This window comes from Prosthecobacter sp. Pr1 (assembly GCF_057652315.1).
Genome location: NZ_JBYFBS010000003.1, coordinates 206,112 through 226,077, shown reverse-complemented (window position 1 = coordinate 226,077; position 19,966 = coordinate 206,112). Strand labels below are relative to the sequence as shown.

At 57.9% G+C, this 19,966-nt stretch carries 10 protein-coding genes; 6 read left to right on the top strand and 4 right to left on the bottom strand.

The window, feature by feature from the left end:
* The first annotated feature begins 2 nt into the window (after positions 1-2).
* The 3 genes from AC24GY_RS06275 to AC24GY_RS06265 all read left to right on the top strand — a co-directional run bounded on the left by AC24GY_RS06275 (position 3) and on the right by AC24GY_RS06265 (position 4,603).
* Complete coding sequence (locus tag AC24GY_RS06275) at positions 3-3,197, top strand: efflux RND transporter permease subunit (protein WP_487681243.1); 3,195 nt, start codon at positions 3-5, stop codon at positions 3,195-3,197.
* A gap of 74 nt (positions 3,198-3,271) precedes the next feature.
* Positions 3,272-3,742: a hypothetical protein gene (locus AC24GY_RS06270; protein WP_487681241.1), complete on the top strand. Its 471-nt coding sequence runs from the start codon at positions 3,272-3,274 to the stop codon at positions 3,740-3,742.
* A 60-nt stretch (positions 3,743-3,802) separates the two neighbouring features.
* Entirely contained in the window at positions 3,803-4,603 is an 801-nt protein-coding gene (locus AC24GY_RS06265; RefSeq protein WP_487681239.1) for a hypothetical protein, read from the top strand.
* Between the two features lie 196 nt (positions 4,604-4,799).
* Here AC24GY_RS06265 and AC24GY_RS06260 read toward each other — a convergent pair whose 3' ends face one another.
* Positions 4,800-5,123 (bottom strand): hypothetical protein, encoded by a 324-nt coding sequence (locus AC24GY_RS06260; RefSeq protein ID WP_487681237.1) that lies wholly within the window; start codon positions 5,121-5,123, stop codon positions 4,800-4,802.
* Positions 5,124-5,373: 250 nt separating this feature from the next.
* Here AC24GY_RS06260 and AC24GY_RS06255 point away from each other — a divergent pair, with 250 nt between their 5' ends.
* Positions 5,374-7,632: a heavy metal translocating P-type ATPase gene (locus tag AC24GY_RS06255; protein ID WP_487681235.1), complete on the top strand. Its 2,259-nt coding sequence runs from the start codon at positions 5,374-5,376 to the stop codon at positions 7,630-7,632.
* A 39-nt stretch (positions 7,633-7,671) separates the two neighbouring features.
* Here the strand turns inward: AC24GY_RS06255 and AC24GY_RS06250 are convergent, their stop codons facing one another.
* Positions 7,672-8,871 carry a hybrid sensor histidine kinase/response regulator gene (locus AC24GY_RS06250; protein ID WP_487681233.1) on the bottom strand — a complete coding sequence of 400 codons (1,200 nt, stop codon included), beginning with the start codon at positions 8,869-8,871 and terminating at the stop codon, positions 7,672-7,674.
* A gap of 127 nt (positions 8,872-8,998) precedes the next feature.
* Here AC24GY_RS06250 and AC24GY_RS06245 point away from each other — a divergent pair, with 127 nt between their 5' ends.
* On the top strand, positions 8,999-9,412 hold the full coding sequence (locus tag AC24GY_RS06245) for a response regulator (RefSeq protein ID WP_487681230.1): 414 nt from the start codon (positions 8,999-9,001) through the stop codon (positions 9,410-9,412).
* A 20-nt stretch (positions 9,413-9,432) separates the two neighbouring features.
* Positions 9,433-13,587 (top strand): PAS domain-containing protein, encoded by a 4,155-nt coding sequence (locus tag AC24GY_RS06240; RefSeq protein ID WP_487681228.1) that lies wholly within the window; start codon positions 9,433-9,435, stop codon positions 13,585-13,587.
* Positions 13,588-13,598: 11 nt separating this feature from the next.
* Here the strand turns inward: AC24GY_RS06240 and AC24GY_RS06235 are convergent, their stop codons facing one another.
* Positions 13,599-17,600, bottom strand: coding sequence for a PAS domain S-box protein (locus tag AC24GY_RS06235; RefSeq protein WP_487681226.1), 4,002 nt, complete (start codon positions 17,598-17,600; stop codon positions 13,599-13,601).
* Positions 17,601-18,083: 483 nt separating this feature from the next.
* Complete coding sequence (locus AC24GY_RS06230; protein WP_422321645.1) at positions 18,084-19,613, bottom strand: response regulator; 1,530 nt, start codon at positions 19,611-19,613, stop codon at positions 18,084-18,086.
* Positions 19,614-19,966 lie beyond the last annotated feature (353 nt).

The following is a 19,966-nucleotide window of genomic DNA, read 5'->3' as shown; positions in this document are numbered from 1 at the left end:
CCATGCTGAACAAGCTGATTCATTGGTCGCTCGCGAATCGCGCGGTCATCATTGGGGTGTCTCTGATCCTGATGGTGATGGGCCTGCGCACGGCCACGGAGCTGCCAGTGGAGGTGCTGCCGGATTTGACAAAGCCGACGGTGATCATTCTCACCGAATCACCGGGGCTCGCGCCGGAGGAGGTGGAGATGCGTGTCACGCAGCCCATGGAAAGCGCCCTGATGGGTGTGGCGGGGCTGACGCGGCTGAGGTCGAATTCGGATGTGTCGCTTTCGCTGGTCTATGCCGAATTCGGCTGGGACACGGACATCTACAAGGCGCGCATGCTGGTGCAGGAGCGGCTGCAAAGCGTGCGCGGTCAGTTGCCGCCGGGCGTGCAGCCATTCATGACGCCGGTGGCTTCGCTGATGGGTGAGATCCTGCTCGTCGGCGTGCGCTCCACGACGAAGGAGGGCGAGCCCGGGCACATACCGCCGCGTGAGGTGAGATCTCTGGCAGACTGGACCATCAAGCGCCGCCTGCAGAGCATCTCCGGCATTGCTGAAATCCTGAACATGGGCGGCGGCATCAAGCAGATCGAGATTCAGCCTGACCCCTACAAAATGCAGGCCAATGGCATCAGCTATGATGAGCTGGAGCGTGCGGCTGCCGAGGCGGCGAATACGACGACAGGCGGCTTTCTCAACACGGGACCGACCGAGATCATGGTGCGCAATCTGGCGATGACGGTGGAGCTCAACGACATCGCGCGGACGATCATCAAGAAGATCAATGACCGCCCGATTGCCATCGGTGATGTGGCGAATGTGGTCTGGGGCATCGAGCCGATGCGTGGGGATGCGACGGTGAGCCAGGCGCCGGAGAAATCGCCGACGTATGGCGTCATCATGTCCATCACCAAGGCACCGGGCTTTGACACGCGCAAGCTGACGGAGCAGATCAAGCAGGCGCTGGATGAACTGCAGGCCACCTTTCCCAAAGGCGTGGAGACGACGCTGCTGTTTCAGCAGAAGGATTTCATTGATCATGCCATCGGCAATCTGACCGAGGCCATCCGTGACGGGGCCATCATGGTGACGCTGGTGCTGTTTTTGTTTCTGCTGAACTTCCGCACCACCTTCATCACGCTGATGGCCATGCCGCTGTCCTTTGGCATCACGCTGCTGATCTTCAAATGGTTCGGCATCAGCGTGAACTCGATGACGCTTGGCGGCCTCGCAGTCGCCATCGGCATGGTGGTGGATGATGCGATTGTGGATGTGGAGAATGTCTTCCGCCGGCTGCGGGAAAATGCGGCGCTGACGAAGCCGCATCCCAAACTGCAGGTGATCGCCAAGGCCTCGGGCGAAGTGCGGAACTCCATCTTTTACGCCACCATTCTCATCATCCTCGTCTTCCTGCCGCTGCTCGGGCTGACGGGTGTGGAGGGAAAGCTCTTCGCGCCGATTGCCATCGCCACGATCATTTCGATGATCGCCTCGTTCATCGTTTCACTCACGGCCATCCCGGTGCTGTGCTCGCTGCTGCTGAACCCGGCTGCAGGACATGCGCACAAGGACGGCTTCATCACGCGGAACATGAAGTGGCTGCTGGAGCACACGCTGCTGCGCTTTGCGCTGAATCAGCCGCTCATCGTCCTCACGCTGGCGGTCGTGCTGCTGATCGTTTCATTTTTGCTGTATCCGCAGATGAACAAGGACTTCCTGCCGAAGTTCCAGGAAGAGACGGCGCTGGTGGCTGCGACCACCGCGCCGAGCACTTCGCTGGAGGAGATGAACAAAATCTCCGACGTGATCGAGCAGCAGATCCTCACCGTGCCGGAAGTGCGCAAGGTGGGAAGGCGTCTGGGCCGTGCGGAACGTGGCGACCATGTGGTGCCCGTGTCCACGGCGGAATTCGATGTGGATTTTCGTGAGATCGAAGGCGAGCGCGCGGGCCAGAGCCGCAGCCGCAGCCGCAAGGAGATCCTGGATGACATCTCGAAGAAGATCAAAACAGTGCCGGGTGTCTTTGCGGTGGTGGGCGGGCCGCTGGCGGATCGCATCGGCCACATGATGAGCGGTGTCTCCGCCCCTGTGGCGGTGAAGATCTTCGGGCCTGACCTCGACAAGCTGCGCCAACTTGGCATCGAGATCCAAAGCATCGCCAAAGCCATTCCGGGATTTCAGGACTGCAAGCTCGACCAGACTTCCTCCATCCCGCAGCTCCGCATCGAGGCGGATCGTGATCGCGCGAAGGCGTATGGCATCGCCCCCGGCAAACTCAATGACCAACTCTCCAGCCTCATTGGTGGCAAAGCGGTGGCTGAGCTGCGCGAAGGACAGCGGCGTGTGAATCTGGTGATGCGGCTGCCCGTCGAGTGGCGTGATTCACCGGACAAAATCGCCGAACTGCCCATCGAGATGCAGGACGAGGGCGATGGGCGGCACCTGCAGCGCATCCCTTTGTCACTGGTAGCCGATGTGCGCGAAGCCAAGGGACCGAACGTCATCTTTCGTGAGAACAGCCAGCGGCGTTTCGCGCTGGCCATCAAGCCCACGGTGCGGGATGTGTCGAACCTCGTCGTGAGGTTGCGCGATGAAGTCACGGCGAAGATAAATCTGCCTGAAGGCTACTTCATCACCTTTGAGGGCGAGTTCCAGGCGCAGCAGGAGGCCACGCAGCGCATCGCACTGTTTTCAGCCATCGTGTTCGTGGCGGTCTTCCTCATGCTGTATGGGTGCTTCCGCAGTGCCTCGCTGGCGTTGCAGGTATTGGTCAACATCCCGCTGGCGCTCATGGGCGGGCTTGCCTTCACGTATTTCAAGCTGAACAACATCAGCATCGCCACGCTGGTGGGCTTCATCGCCGTGGGTGGCGTGGCGGCGCGCAATGGCATCATGATGATCAGCCATTACCTGCACCTCATGACGCATGAGGGTGAGGGATTCACGCGCAAAATGGTGATACGCGGCACGCTGGAACGACTGGTGCCGGTGCTGATGACGGCGCTGTCCGCAGGCATCGGCCTTATACCGCTGGTGCTGGCGGCGGATCAGCCGGGGAAAGAAATCCTGCATCCTGTGGCGGTCGTGATCGTTGGCGGGCTGATCTCCTCCACCTTTCTCGACATGGCGATCACACCCGCGATGTTCTGGCTGCTTGGCCGCAAAGCCGCCGCGAAAGCCATCGAGAACGAAGCACCTGCATCTCACTGAATTTCTAGCGAGGCCAGGCATTCAAGCCTGAGCGACCAAGATAAAACCAAACCAAACAAGAACACTGACATCCCATGAAAAAACTGTTCATTACCACCCTGCTGACACTCGCATTGGCCTTCACCGCCAATGCTGCCGACAAAGACAAGCACGACCATGAAACCAAGGCTGGCCCCACCGGCGGAAGGCTCATCACGGAGGTGGAACCCCACGTGGAGTTTTTCGTGAACAAGGACAAGAAGGTGGAAATTCGCTTCATCAACGAGGACAACAAAGTCGTCGCCCCTGGCGAACAAGTCATCAGCGTCACGCTGGGTGAACGCTCAGCACCGACGAAGCTGAGCTTTGCCAAAGAAGGCGACAAGCTGATTTCTGACAAGGTCATCCCTGAAGGCAACAACCTCCCCACCGTGGTGCAGATCCGCGCGAAGGAAGGCGCCAAGGCCGTGAATGAGAAGTTCAATCTCAACCTGGAGCAATGCCCGACCTGCAAGAACAAGGAATATGCCTGCACCTGCGCGCATGGCGATGAGGCGAAGAAGTAGCATGCCGCGAATCACAGCCACGGCATGGACATGCCGTGCTATAATTTCACCTTCATCATCATGAAAAAGATCCTCCTTCTCTTGGCCATGCTGCTCGCTCTTTGCGGCAGCCTGCATGCGCACGGGCGCTTCATCTTCAGCCCAAGCGGTGGTCGCATCCTGGCGATTGATTCCGTGAGCACACCGAATGCAGAATTCAACGTCAGCGCGGATCGTCGCTTTGAAATCACCTTTCTGGACAAGGATCGCAAACCCATCGCGATTGGTGAGCGCAAGCTAGTCGTCACTGCGGGTGACCGCAGCTCGGCGAAGAAACTCAGCGTCGAAACCCATGGCGAAACACTGGTGACGGAGACCGCGCCTGCAGGGGACGATTACTACGTCATCATGCAGTTGCGCGAACCTGGAGCGTCGAAGTCCATCCCCTTCCGGCTGCACTTCAACACGGCTGTGTGCAGCGAGTGCAAGAAGCCCGAATGGCAGTGCGGCTGCGGCAGTCAGAAGAGCGGCAAGAACGTGGAAGTCCCTGCGGAACTCGCCGGCCTGTGGGCGGAGATCAACCAGCACACGGAAGAACTTCACGAAGGCACCGCCGACAAAAGGTATGAGGCCATCGATGAAGTCACCGAGGCATTCCCGGTGCTGGCTTCCGCTCTGCCGGGCAAGACGGATGCGCCCAAGCAGGCTGAAGCAGGAATGCTGGTGAATGCATTGAAGGCCGCGCTCAATGGCGTGCGTGATGCTTTCGCTGCGCGCAAACCAGCGGAGGCGGCTCCGCATCTGGACGAGGTGGATAAAACTCTCGCGCAGCTCAAGGCGCTGTACCCCGCCGAGGTCGCCAATGCGAAGCTCAAGGATTAATGCTATAATCGTGCGGGCCTGTTCCTTGTTCCAGCGAAAACCGCTCCAGTAAAGTCCAGGCATGACGCCCCTGGATTCAGCATCGTCATGAGGGTGATGAAACACTTCCATCATGACCGCTTTCACGTTTCATCCCATAAAAAAAAGGCCTGCCGGAGAGCTTTCGTTCTCCGGCAGGCCGTGTCTTCACCCTGGATTAGCGATGGCTGGAATGACCGCCAAAATTGAAATGAAATCCTGGCCAGCGGGAGGGTCCAGCATTGCTGCCAAGTCCATGCCCATGGCCATGACTGTGGCTCACTGGGCGGCAGTTATGGCTGACGATGCGATAGCCAAAGATGGGATGACCGTGGCGATCGCGGCCAACGACGACGCGTTCGCGATACACCGCAGTGCCGCAGGATCTGCAGTTGTTCGCGAAGCTGCGGCTGGAGTGGTGGCCGTCAAAGGCCTGCGAACTGGAAGGAGCGAAAACAGCCAGACTGGCGGTAACAGCAATGAGGGTGAAGAGTTTTTTCATGATGAGAGGAGGTTTGCTTTTGATTTGTTGCCGCATTCTAACGGCGTGTTCATGAGACGCGGAGCGGCTGCGCGTATTCGAGATTCATCCAACTATTTTCATCGCACACGCGAATCCCCGCAAAGGAACAGACACGAGGACCTTCGTTTCGCACGACTGTTTGGAAAGGCCGCCTGCCAGACATCTGGCACAACTCGGGCGCTTCTCTCTGCATTCTGCCTCCACGCTCACGATTTAATCACACTCTCATATGATCACCCCCAAGGCCCATGACTCTGAATCCCACGCCTCAGAGCATGGACATGATCATGCGCATGATCACAGCCAGACTGCGCCTGAAAGCATCGCTCTCAATCCTGATGCCAAGGGGGATGAACAGACAATTCTTCGGATTGCCGGGATGGACTGTGCGGATGAAGTCGCGGCGCTGGAGCAGGTGCTGAGACCGCTCAAGGGTGTGCGTGAGGTGCGGGTGAACTTGATGGGTGGCAAGGTCACGCTTTTGCATGAGGCAAGCTTGACAACGGCGCAGCTGATCAGCGCCATCGGCACCACCGGCATGAAGGCGGCGCTGGATGGTGAAGCAGCGGCCGACCTGGAAGGCGCGAAACGGGTACGGCAGATCGCGGTCGCCGTCTCGGGTGTGAGCCTCGGCCTGGGCATGCTCATTGAGTGGTTCAAAGTCGGGCCAGGGTGGAGCGCGGATGTGGGATATGCGGTGGCGATCATTGCAGGCGGATGGTTCACCGTGCCGAAGGCATGGCGTGCGCTGCGGCGGCTGGCGCTGGACATGAATGTGCTGATGACCGTGGCCGTGGCGGGAGCGCTGATGATCAACCAATGGTCGGAAGGTGCGGCGGTGACTTTCCTGTTTGCCCTGTCCGAATTGCTCGAAGCCTACAGTCTTGCCCGTGCACGCAAGGCGGTGCAGGCGCTGATGCAGCTGACGCCGGAGACTGCGCTACTGAAAGAGGGCGACGAGTTTCGTGAAGTGCCCGTTGCGGAGGTGGTCGTGGGTGCCACCATCGCGGTGAAGTCCGGCGCGCGCATCCCACTGGATGGTGAGGTGGTGAAAGGAAACTCCGCCGTCAATCAAGCGCCCATCACGGGGGAGTCGATGCCAGTGGAGAAAAAGCCCGGCGATGGCGTGTTTGCAGGCACCATCAATGGATCAGGATCGCTGGATGTACGCACCACCAAGGCGAGCAGCGACAGCATGCTGGCGAAGATCATTCATTTGGTGGAGGAGGCGCAGTCGCAGAAGGCCCCATCTCAGCGCTTTGTGGATGTGTTTGCCCGGTGGTACACGCCTGTGGTGATGGTCGCCGCAGTGCTCGTCATGCTGCTGCCGCCGCTGTTCTTCGGTGGTGTGTGGCTCGCGTGGTTTTATCGCGCTCTGGTGCTGCTCGTCATCGCCTGCCCTTGCGCGCTGGTGATTTCGACACCGGTGTCCGTGGTCTCCGGCTTGACGGCCATGGCGCGGCGCGGGGTGCTCATCAAAGGCGGTGCGGTGCTGGAGGCGGTGGGCAAACTCAAGGCGCTGTGCGTGGACAAGACGGGCACCATCACGGAAGGCAAACCGCGCGTAACGCATGTCATCCTGGTGAGCTCCAAGGATGAAACGGAGATCATCCGCATCGCCGCTGCCATCGACACGCACTCAGAACATCCGCTGGCGCAGGCTGTGGTGATTTATGCGAAGGACAGGAAGGTCGCGTTTCCACGCAGTGAAAACTACCAGTCTCTCGACGGGCGCGGAGCTGAGGCGGATGTGAGCGGGCATCGCTACTTTGTGGGAAACCATCGCCTGGCCCATGAGCTGGGTGTCTGCTCTGCGGAGATCGAGCAGCAGCTCGCGACCATTGAAGCCAAGGCGCAGTCCGTGGTCGTGGTCGGCCACCGGCCGCATGCGGGCTGTCAGGGGGGAGTGCTGGGCATCCTGGCCGTGGGCGATACTTTGAGGGCGGAGGCACCTGCGGCCATCGCGGCTCTGCACCGCGCAGGCGTCACACGGATCGTCATGCTCAGTGGTGACAATCAGCGCACGGCCAGCGCGATCGCCAGGCAATGCGGCATTGATGAAGCGCACGGTGATCTCCTGCCCGACCAGAAGATCGAGCGCGTGAAAGCTCTCATCGCCGAACTGAACTACGTCGGCATGATCGGCGATGGCGTGAATGATGCGCCAGCCATGGCCGCCGCCAGCGTGGGCATCGCCATGGGTGGTGCAGGCACGGACACAGCCATCGAAACAGCGGACATGACGCTGATGCGGGATGATCTGGGCATGGTCGCCGAAGCCATCGCACTGGGACGCCGCACCGTGGGCATCATCCAGTTCAACATTGCTTTTGCCCTCGTGCTGAAGGCGGTGTTTTTGATCATGGCCCTGCTCGGCCATGCCAGCCTTTGGCTGGCAATTCTCGCGGATACCGGCGCCACATTGCTGGTCATCGCGAATGCCCTTCGCCTCCTCCGTGGCGGCAAGACGCGCGCACGCCATGCTTGAAACTTTGCGGGGTGGTGATCCATGCGCACCCCAGGCCGGTCAATTGCGATCCGGGCGGATATGCTCCGCGATGATGCGATCCAGTTCGCGGACACCAAAAGGTTTGTTCAGGTAGGCGGTGGCTCCTGCGGCCAGACACTTTTCTTTGTCTGCGGCACTCGAATGCCCGGAAAGGCTGACGATGGCGATGTCACGCGTTTTAGGATCTGTGGAGGCACGAATCTGCCGGATGGCGCTCAAACCATCCACGACGGGCATGCGCACATCCATGAGGATGAGATCGGGCTGCACCGTGCAGGCCTGCTGGATGGCTTCACTGCCATCCCGGGCTGTGATGACTTGGAAGCCAACACTTTCAAGGTAGTTGCGTGTAACAGCGATGAGGGCAGGCTGATCATCAGCGATCAAAATGATGGGCTGGCGGGCAGCAGAAGCCGGAAGAGGGGCTTCATGGCTGATAGAAGGCTCAGGCAGGGGCTGTTCCTGCGCTGGCACCGCAGCCGACGACCGGTCCAGTGGCAGATGAATGGTCATGCAGACATTCTGCCCGGCTGTTTCGAGCACCTCAAAAGTGCCACAGTGGAGTTGCACCAGTTTCTGCAGCAAGGCCAGGCCAATAGGTTTGACTTTTCCCAGCCGGTTGAGGATGACCGCCGGTTCCGAGGGCAGCTGGCCGACGCTTCCCTGTGTCTGAAGTTGCAGAGTGCCTTCATCATGAGTGACATGGAGCCGCAGCTGACCGCCCGTGTGCATGGATAACACAGCGGCGGAAAGCAGCTCGGTGATGATCTGCTGCAGCCGGTGCCCATCGGCAAGGACTCCGAGGCTGGGGGGTTGTACTTCGGTGATAATCTGAATGGACCGTGACTGCGCAAGCCCCGCCAAGGCGGCCACGCTGCCAGCGCACTTTTCACTCACCATGCATGCTGTCTGGGTCAGCGATGACGCACCTGCGTCGATTTTGCCAAGATCCACCATGTCAGCGATGAGCTGGACCAACTGCCTGGCACTGTCCTGAATGGCTGTGACCGCCATTTTCTGCGCTTTCTCCATAGGCCCGTAAACACCCTCCTGCAGTGTTTCCGCCTGAGCGATAATGTTCGCGAGCGGATTGCGCAGCTCATGCCCCATGTTGCCAAGGAACTCGTTTTTCTCCGCTATGGAACCCTCAACGAGAGAGAAGTTCGGCCTCAGCGAGTCATGCTGCCGAAGTTTAGGCGAGTCTAAATCATTATTCATTATCATGCTTCCCCGCTACACGTGTCAGATTTGCTGTATGTTACTGCTGATTCCCGTCATAATCAGAAACTAAAGAGCATTTATGCAGCAGGCAAATTGGCATTCCAATGGTTCAGGAAATTCCGGAGTGATCCTGCTGGTCGAGGATCACGACCTCTATCGTGATGTGGTGCGTGCTGCCTTGGGCAGATACCTGCCCAATTATGAACTGCTGGAGGCGGACTGCGTGGCGGCCGCACTCCCAGTGCTGCATTCGCACCCTATTGACGTGATGGTCGTGGACATGACACTGCCAGACGGATCAGCCATTGATCTGGTGGAGCAATGTGGGTATTTTATCAGGCAGGGAATCAAAGTCATTGTGCTCAGCAGCCATTCCAGCGCCGACATGCTGCCGGTTTTGAGCCGTGGCGATGTACATGGCTACGTGTCGAAGGAGCAAGGACTGAAGATTCTGGCAGAGACGATCACTGCAATCTGCTCTACCGAAGTCACCGAGACTGATTCACCGGAGGAATTGACACTAGAAAAATCACTGTGAATGATCGAAACTACTCCTGCATGATCATTCCCACCATGACGACGGCCACCGCCACCGAAGACCTGGACATTGAGGTGCGTGGCGACTGGTTTCGCAGTGTTTTTGACTGCCTCAATGATGCGATTTTCATCCACGACGTCGTCACCGGGGCCATTCTGGAAGTCAACCAGCGTGCCTGTGAGATGTATGACTGCGAGGCTGGTGAAATGCGGCGGCTTTCCATAGCTGAGCTTAGCGTGAACACTCCGCCTTACACCTTGGACGAGTCTCTCTACTGGATGCGCAAGGCGATGGAGGAAGGCCCGCAGATGTTTGAATGGCAGGCCCGCGCACGTTCTGGACGCGTGTTCTGGGTGGAGGTAAGCATGCGCAAGGCCGAGATCCTTGGGAAAGACAGGCTGGTCGTCACCGTGCGTGATATTTCCAAGCGGAAGCATGCCGAGAGCGAGCTGCGGCGGAGCGAGGAGCGTTTCCGCACCGTGCTCGGCAACTCCAAAGACCCGGTGTACTGTCTCAGCCTGCCCTCGCTGACCTATGATTACATCAGTCCAGCGGTGGAGCAGGTGCTGGGTTTCAGCATTGAGGAATGCATCGCGGGAGGACTTCGTTTCATGTTTTCTCGGATTCATCCCGAGGATTATCAATCGAAGCGCGAGCGATTGGAAAAAGTGATGGCACGTGATCTGAACGGGGATTTTCAACCCGTTCTGGAATACCGGTTCAAGCACAAAAATGAGGCTTATCGCTGGATCAGTGACAACCGGTCCATTGTCAGAGACAGTGAAGGCAAGCCGGTGGCGATCATTGGCAACCTGCGGGATTTCACCACACGACGCGAGCAGGAGGAGGCACTGCAGCAGCAGGCCCATGCGACGCTGCTCTATCACCTGGAAAACACTTCGCTGGCGCTGGTGGAGTGCGACACAGACAGCCGCATCTGCCGTTGGTCGCCCCAGGCGGAGAAAATCTTTGGCTGGACCGAAGCTGAGGTCATGGGGAATGATCACAGTGACTGGAACTTCGTTCATCCCGAAGATCTGCCGCGGGTGAAGGCAACGCTGGGCCGGCTGCTGGACCGCTCGGAGTCCCGCAATACCTGCATCAACCGCAATTTCACCAGTGATGGGCGGGTGATTGTGTGTGAGTGGCATAATTCCGCCTTGTTGAACGAGGAGGGAGAGCTGCAGTCGATACTTTCGCTGGCCTCGGACATCACGGTGGAGAAAAAAATGGAGGAAGCACTGCGGGCGATGGCCGAAGGTGTGGATGCACGCAGTGGCGAGACTTTTTTCCAGTCACTCTGTCTACAAGTAGCCCGCACGGTAGAAGCCAAATACGCCACCGTGGCAATGCTCCTGCCAGAGCGAGACCGCATGGTGCGGACGCTGGGTTTCTGCGCAGACGGCAAGGTCCTGCCCAACAAGACCTGCTCCCTGATCGGCTCGCCATGTTACAACGTGGCCAGTGGCGAGGTCTGTTATTATGACAGCAATGTGCGGCAGCACTTTCCAGACGACCAGATCCTGCAGGAACTTGGGGCGAACAGTTACATGGGCATGCCGCTGCATGCCACAGACGGGCGTGTGATCGGAATGATTGCGGTGTTCAGCGAAAATACGCTGGACCACCGGGAGCGCCTGCAGGCCATGTTCCAGCTCTTTGCGGTGCGTGCGGCGGCGGAAATGGAACGCCACCAGGCGGAGCTGGCTCTGCGACAGAGTGAAGAACGCTATGCGCTGGCGGCCACGGGTTCCACCGGCGGTGTCTGGGACTGGGACATCCGCACAGGCGGCGTCTATTATTCCGCGCGTTTCCGTGAACTGCTTGGTTACAACCACGAGGAATTTCCCAGTCTGTTTTTTGCCTGGGAGCAGAAAATGCACCCGGCGGACCTGCCACTGGTGCGTGCCGCGCTGGAGAGCCATCTGGAGCAGCGCAGCGAATTCTGCATCGAATACCGCATTCAGGTGAAGGCGGGCGGGTATCGCTGGTTTGAGGCCCGTGGCCAGGCCTTGTGGGACAAGCATGGCGAGCCCTACCGCATGGCCGGGTCCGCACTGGACATTCATGAACGCAAGCTGGACGAACAGCGCCTGCTGCGCCTGAACCGGCTGCATGCGATGTCCAGCAGCATCAATGAGGCGATCGTCCGTATTCGTGAGCCGCAGCTGCTGTATGAATCAGCGGTCAGCATCGCGGTGGAGAAGGGCAACATGAAGATGGCCTGGATTGCCTTCTTTGATGAAGAATCCCAAAGCTTGAAGCCGGCTGCCTGCGCCGGCAGTTATCAAAACTATCTGGATGGTCTGACTCTCATCACCCGCGGAGATCATCCCTCCGGCCGCGGACCGGCTGGACGCGCCTTTAGGAGCGGCACCCATGAGATTTCCAATGACATCGAGCACGATGAAACATTCTACTTCCGCGAGCGGGCTTTGGAACGTGGCTTTCGCTCCTGCGCCGCGTTCCCGTTGAAACCAGGCAACATCCCTGTGGGGGTGCTGCTGATTTACGCCGATGAGCGAGACTGCTTCCAGGAGGAGGAAATCCGCGTGCTCAGCGCCCTGGCCAATGACCTTTCATTCGCCATGGAAACCGTGGAGAGGGAGAAAGAACGCCAGCAGGCGATCGAAGCCCTGCGCGAAAATGAGCGCATGATTTCGACGCTGATGGGCAACCTTCCCGGTGCGGCCTACCGTTCTCTGATCGATGAAAAATGGACACTGGAGTTCATCAGCGAAGGCTGTTTGGAGCTCACGGGTTACGAGGCGGAAGTATTCGCCGGCAACGGCGAGGTCTTCTTCGGTGATCTGATTCATCCGGAAGACCGGGAACATGTACGTCAAACAGTGACAGAGGCTGTCGCTGCTGGGAAACGCTTTGAGATGAGCTACCGCATCCGCACGGCGGAAGGCGCGGTGAAGTGGATCTGGGAACGCGGTCAGGGAATCCCCTCCGAAGACGGCGTGATGCGACACACCGAGGGATTCATGACCGATGTGACTGAGAAGCGCCGCATGGAATCACAGTCCCTGCGCAATCAGCGTCTGGAAAGCATCGGGACCCTCGCCGGTGGTGTGGCGCATGACTTGAACAATGTGCTCACCCCCATTTTGATGTCGCTCACGATTTTGCGCATGAAACTGCAGCAACCGCGCGACATCGAGCTGTTGAACGCCATGGAGAACAGCGCAAATCGCGGTGCGGAAATGGTGAAGCAGATTCTAAGTTTTGCGCGTGGCGTCGAGGGCCGCAGCATGCGCCTGCGCCCACAGGACGTGCTTCAGGAAATCGAGCAGCTCATCCATGAGACCTTCCCCAAGTTCATCAAATGCCGGATCTCCTGCCCGGAAGAAACGTGGAACGTGGAAGGAGACCCCACCCAACTGCACCAGGTGCTGCTCAATCTGTGTGTTAATGCCCGTGATGCCATGCCCGGGGGAGGCGAGCTGGACATCACCATGAGCAATGTGGTCGTGGATGAGCAGTTTGCCAGCATGCACCCCGACGCCAAGACAGGACCGCATGTGGTCTTTGAAGTGAAAGACACGGGCACGGGAATCCCGCTGGAAGTGCGGGATCGCATTTTTGATCCCTTCTTCACCACCAAGGAAATGGGCAAGGGCACCGGACTTGGACTTGCCACCACGCTGGGCATCGTCAAATCGCACCACGGGTTCATCGATCTCACAAGCCGGATGGGCAAAGGCACGGTGTTTCGCATTTATTTGCCGGCCAAAACGGACGTGGAGCACAGGGAGATCCAAATAGTCGAATCCAAACGCTGCCTTGGGCAGGGCGAGTTGATCCTCGTCGTGGATGATGAATCCGCCATTCTCACCGCCACCAAGCACACCTTGGAAGCCTTTGGTTACCGCGTGGTCGCCGCCTGCGACGGGACTGACGCCATCGCCACCTTCCTGAAAAGTTCCGAGAAACCGGCCGCGCTCATCACTGACATGATGATGCCCAACATGGACGGACCAACGCTCATCCAGGCGCTGCTCAAAATCCATCCTGACCTGCCCATCATCGGCGCCAGCGGGCTCAGCCACCAAATGCAGGCACAGGTCAACAGCCTGGGAGTGAAGCATTTCCTGCGCAAACCTTACAATGCCGACTCCTTGCTGGAAGCACTCGGAGACGTGCTGCAGACGACACGGAAGGCGGCCTGACCTTTTTGCGCTTACTGCTCGTGCAGAACGTTGTGCAGAGCCCGCAAAATGGTTTCGGCAGTGTAGGGCTTGGGCAGAAACTGCCGCACCCCTGTGCCTGCGGCCTTGGCAATACCACTGTTGGAATTGATGCCACTGGCGGCAATGATGCAGACCTCGGGGTTCATCTTCATCAAAACCTGAATCGTGGTGGAGCCGTCCATGACCGGCATCCGCATGTCGGTCAAAACCAGGGCGATGTCGTGCTGATGCTTGGAGTAGAGAGTCACCGCTTCCACTCCATCCGCAGCCAGCAGCACACGGTAGCCGTACGCTTCCAGTGTCTGCCGTGTGATTTCCCTCACGGCCGCCTCGTCATCGACGAGGAGAACAAGCTCCTGATTGCCACGAGGCAGCACCGGCTCTTCGACAACCGTCTGCTCCATGACCTGGGTCGGCTGTGCCGGAAGATACACATGAAAGCATGAGCCATGCCCCAGCTCGCTGTAAACACGGAGGAAGCCACCGTGACTTTTCATGATGGCCAGCGAAGTGGACAGCCCGAGTCCGGTGCCCTTGCCCATTTCCTTGGTGGTGAAAAAGGGATCGAAAATCTTTGGGAGAATTTCCGGCGCAATGCCCACTCCATCATCTTCGACGCTGATCATGATGTGCGGCCCTTCACGCGCCTCGATGTTCATGGCGGCGTATTGCGCGTCGATCAAAAGGTGTGCCGCCTTGATCGTGAGCGTACCGCCGGCAGGCATGGCATCCCGCGCATTGACGCAAAGATTGAGCAGCACCTGATGGATCTGCGTCGCGTCGCCTGACACGGCATCGGTTTCCAGCAGTTCATCCAGCAGCCGGAGCTGGATGTTTTTTGGAAAGGTGTCTCCGACGATGCGTGCCAGATCCTGCAGCAGACGGCTGATCTTCAAAGGGGTCTTCTGCCCTTCCATGCCCCTGGCAAAAGACAGCACCTGGTTGAGCATGTCGGCTCCTCGGCGTGCACTGGAGGCGATGGTCTCCAGTGTTTCCCTGCAAACCTCATCCTTGATGCGCAGATTCAGCAGATCCACCGACATCATGATCGGAGTGAGCACATTGTTGAGATCATGCGCGATTCCACCCGCCAGGGTGCCGATGCTTTCCATGCGCTGGGAACGCAGAATCTGATCTTCCAGCCGTTTTTGCTCGGTGATGTTGGTGTTGATGGCCAGCACGCATTTGGGCCGGCCTTCGGCATCGCGCACCAAGGTCCAGCGCCCCTCCACGGTCACCTCTTTACCCGCCTTGGTCACCTGCAGGATTTCACCTGCCCATTCTCCATCGGTCAGCACTTGGTTGTTTTTTTCCTCGAACTGCGAATCATCGACGTAGAGCAGTTCGGACACTTTGCGCCCTCTTGCCTCCTCGGCGGTCCATCCATAGAGACTTTCAGCGCTTTTGTTCCAGTAGGTGATATGGTGGTCCAGATCACGCACCAGAATGGCATCGTTTGCCTTGTCGAGGAGTGACGCCTGCTGACGCAGCATGTCCTCAACCTGCCTGCGCTCCCATTGGGCGAGCACCAGGGAAATGAAGTTGGCCATCGAAGTCGCAAAACTTTTCTCCTCTGGCAGCCAGGCCCGCAGCGGACCGACATGCTCCTGACAGAGCACTCCGGCCAGGACCCCGCCCACATGCAGCGGGGCATCCAGCATGGAGGTGATACCCTGCGGTGAGAGGTAGCTTTCGGTGAACTCACGTGTGCGTGGATCACGCTGCGCATCATCTGCCGCAATGGTTTCATTTTGCGCCATGGCTCGGAAATAGGCCGGGTAATCTCTTCCACTCAGTTCTAGCCCGGAGGAATGCCGCCGCGCACCTGCCTCAAACAGCATCTGACAGACGATGCTGCTGCGGTTTTGATCATACCGCCAGATGCTGACGCGCTCCACTTCCATGGCGTGGGCGATTTCTTCCGTGATCAGACGAAACGCGGACTCCAAATGGACGGCCTGCATCACGCCGCTACGTATCATCCGGGCCAGAGCGACATGCTGCCTCTCGTACCGCAGATTGCTCTTCCACAACCGGTCGGCGGCCTCTTTGCGTGCGGTGATATCACGCTGGACCGCCACAAAGTGACTCGTCTGGCCGTTGAGATCGGTGATCGGCACGGCATCAATCTCTACCCAGAAAACAGACCCGTCCTTCTTGTAATTGACCAGTTCCTCCTTGCATGGCAGCCCTTGGGCCAGGGCCTCATGCATGCGGCCCAGTGCCAGCCGGTCGGTTGCCGGCCCTTGCAGGAAGCGCGGGCTTCGCTCCAATGCCTCTTCCCGTGTGTAGCCGGTCTGCCTGGTGAACGCATCATTCACAAAAACAATGCGCGGGCCGGGTTCATCCAGGGGCTCAGGCTCGGTGATGAGCACAATGTCATTGAGATGAGCCACGCAGGCTTCAAGCAATCTCAGCTGTTCCTGGTTGTGGCGTGACTCCGTGATGTCTTTGCAGAGGACCACCATGTGCAGAGCCACCCCGGCTTCATCCCGGATGGCGGACACACTGTTTTCCACCCAGGCCACCTCGCCATTCCTGCAGAGATAGCGTTTCTCAACGACGAAGTCGTTGATCTCTCCCGCTATCAACCTCTGGTTCAGCCTCTGCTTGCGTGCCACATCATCCGGATGCGTCACAGAGGCAAAAGATCTGCCGATCATTTCGTTTTCCGCATAACCGATGATTTGACAGTAGTGCTTGTTGATATGGAGGACGACTCCCCTCATGTCCGTGATCGCAAACCCCACGCTGGCATTCGTGAAAGCATGCCTGAAGCGCAGTTCACTGGTTTTAAACGCTTCCTCGGCCAGCTTGCGCTCCGTAATGTCATGCGCCGTGCCCACCATTCGCAAGGGCTGGCCGGTCCGCTCATCGCGAAAAATCTGGGCGTCTTCGTGGATGTGCCGGACTTCGCCGTTTGGCAGAATAATCCGGTGGTCGATCGAATAGCGTCCATGGCTGCGGATGGCCTCGCTGACCGCCCGCCGGATCATTTCGCGGTCATCAGGATGAACCGCACTGAAGAAAATCTCATTCGTGGTTTCGGCCCCCCCCACTTCATAACCAAAGATGCGATAAACTTCGTCTGACCAGCGCAGGGAGTTTTTGCCGGTCCCGTCCAAAACCGTCAAATCAAGCTCCCAGCTGCCGAAATGTGAGATGCCCTGGGCGGTTGCCATGGTGGCCTCACTTTGCCGCAGCCGCTCTTCAACTTGTTTCCTTTCGGAAATATCCCGGGCCACACTGAGCATCGAAATCATGTGGTCTTCGGCATCACGCAAGGGAACCGAGTGCATTTCGATCCAGGACAGCCTGCCTTTGCGGCCAATAACGCGAAAAATCTGCTGCCCTGATTCGCCCTCAATCACCTGACGGAGATGCTGCTGAAGTTTCTCCCGGTCATCCGGATGTACCAGATCTACGATCAGCCCCCCCTTGACCTCTGCCAGAGACCCTGTTTCGATGATTTTCAGGCCCGCAGGGTTCATGTCCTGCAACCGCCCTTCGCAGTCGACGATCGTCACGCACTCGGGCTCGAGATCAACAATGGCCCTTCCTTGCGCTTCCCGATGGCGCAGTTCGAGTTCCGCCTGCTTCCGTGAGGTGATGTCTATGCAGGTGATCAGCGCACCAGGGCTGTCGCCAACCGGCAGCGGAATGATCGTGATTTCAATCCAACACCTTGCGGTCGAGCCTGAAAGACATGATTCGATCCGCGCGCCCGCCGATTGCTGATCCAGCACCTCCTTGAGAGTCTTTGCCCATCGAGCCCCCCCTTCAAAGCGGGTTTCACATTCGCTGGCAAAGAAATCAAAACAACTGCTGCCGCTTTCCGGCAGACGCAGATCCTGGCCAAAAATCTCCGCAAAACGAACCTGCCCGCCGTTCACCGCATGGACGATTCCCAGGCTGTCCACCAGGATGACCAGGCTGCATGCGAGAGGCTGCTCCTGTACATTCATCACAAAATCTGGCGCGTCAGACTTCATGGATGCAGAGCTTGCAAAGCTGCCACCTCCAGAGGACACGATTCAATACGTGGGCATTTCTTACGCCAGAGATGTCTACGCGCAAAGAGACACATGATGGGAACACAACGGCCAAGAGGTGTGCGGCCTTGGAATGGATTTGCCTCTGCAAGCAACAGAAAGACAATAATATATGGAGAGAACCATGCTCTTCCTTCGGTCATTGACGGGTGCGGTCAAGATTCTGTGAGCGCCAAATAATTCAGCGCAGAGAATTTGAGGAAAATTCCATTCCCACTATGCATGCTGGAGGAGTTGCCAGCTTCCTTATTCGCAGGTCCCGGAGACCTTTATTGATCTCACTACCAGTTTTTTGCGCAGTGACAGGCCTCCTGAGCATGGCCAAAAAGAGACCCCACGTGGCAAAGACTGAAGCTTTCGTCGTTTGGATCTCGGTGCCGTCTCGGGTCGCCCGCATGCGCGCATCCATGATTCCCCGCGTTCTTACAACCTTGCCGGTTGCAGGAGGGCCTGGCCCACGATGTTGAGCAGCTCCACCATTCCGAAGGGTTTTGGCAGAAAATTTTCGCCTGCCTTCAGCTCTTTCGCGTTGCTCAGCGTGGTCGGAGAGTAGCCGCAGGTGAAAATGACCGGGAGTGTGGGATCTTCCGCTGCCAGAGCTTTCTCCAAATCGAAACCGCTGACGCCACCGGGCAGCTTGACGTCGATAAGCGCGAGTTTGATGACGGCCGACTTCTCACGCCAGATGGCCCAGGCTTCATTGGCATCTGCAGCAGTGAGCACCTTGTGCCCTTGGCTGGTGAGCACATATTCCATCACCTGCCGCACGGAGTCTTCATCATCAACGATCAAAATGGTGGACGCTTCGTCCCCGGTGGTGCTGCTCAGGAGTTTCTTCTCTGGCGCAGGAGGTGTTGGCACCGTTCCGTTGGCGACAGGAAGGCAAATGGAAAACTCCGTGCCGACTTCCAAGACACTCCGGCCGTCGACCCAGCCGCCTTGCATGCGCACCAATCCCTGTACTAGGATCAACGCGATGTCCGCTCCGCCTTCTTGATCTGATGAGAGTTTGGACGAGTCAAACAGCCTTGCCAGCTCGGCAGGACTCATGCCCTTGCCTGTGTCAGAAATCGTCATGACCACATATTCTCCTGGTTTTGCCTCTGCATGCATCTGGCAGGCGGTTGCAGCGTCTGGGATGAACAGCGGCCTGGTTTGAATCATTAGTCTGCCTCCCATCGGCATGGAATCACGTGCATGGATGATGAGATTGAAAATGATCTGCTCCATGGCGGCCTGATCTGCCATGACACTCGGCAGATCGGGGCTGTGGCTGATTTGGATGGCAATCTGCTCACCCATGGCTTTCTGCAGCATGGAGGCCTGTCCATCAATGATCTGCCCGAGATGCAGCGGAGCCGGCTGCATGTATTCGCGCCTGTTGAAGGACACAAACTGTGAGGTGACGCCCGCAGCACGCTGCGTGGCAAGGATGAGTTCTTTCAGCGTGGAGGTCGGCAGCGTGCTTGAGCCGGTGCCATCCTGATTGAGCTGCGCAGCTTCCAGATGGCCCTGGATCACAGTCAGGTAATTGTTAAAAAAGTGTGCCATCGCATCTGCGAAACGCCCCACGGTTTCCAGCCGCTGGTTCCGGCACAACTGGTCCTCCAACTGCCTGCGGTGATCCTGCTCTAGCCGGAGCCGGTTGCTGACGTCTTCAAAACGTGAGGCCACCTCCAGTAGCTGGGCATTCAGGCTCAGATTGCGGTGTGAGGTTTGATTCTCTGCACTGTGCCTGACGGAGAGTGTGCGAATGAGCTGGGTGATCTCGAAGGGGACCAGCCTAAATTTGAAGACTAGCAGATGTGGATTGGACCCTAAGTCGATCGGGATTTGTTCGAATGATTCCAACTGGGAAACAGCATGCAGCACCACATGCAAGTCGCGCTGCGACTGCCATAAGCGATTGATGATATATCGATAGTCTTTCCCATAAAAAAGACGTCCATCCATAATAACCAGGGAGAACGGTTTGTGACTTTGAGCCGCTGATTCCACCAACGCTAACGCCTCTTTCTCATTCGCAGTGCAGACCACCTCAGGAGCGGAGGCAGCAGATCTAGCTTTATTGCTGCCATGCTCTGTGCCCAGTGAAGCAGAGGAACTGCCACTATGGCTCATGTTCTGTAGTGCATGGGAAACATGCAGATCTTCCAGCAAGGACCGCTCTTCGGTCACAATCAGAATCCGGCTGCAGGCACTGAGGTTGTGCTGAATGGTATTTAGATACATGTGCGGAATATTAGCCTTGGATTTTTATAAATTTAATAAAATTAGGTTTATTTTAACTAAATTCCAGATCCACA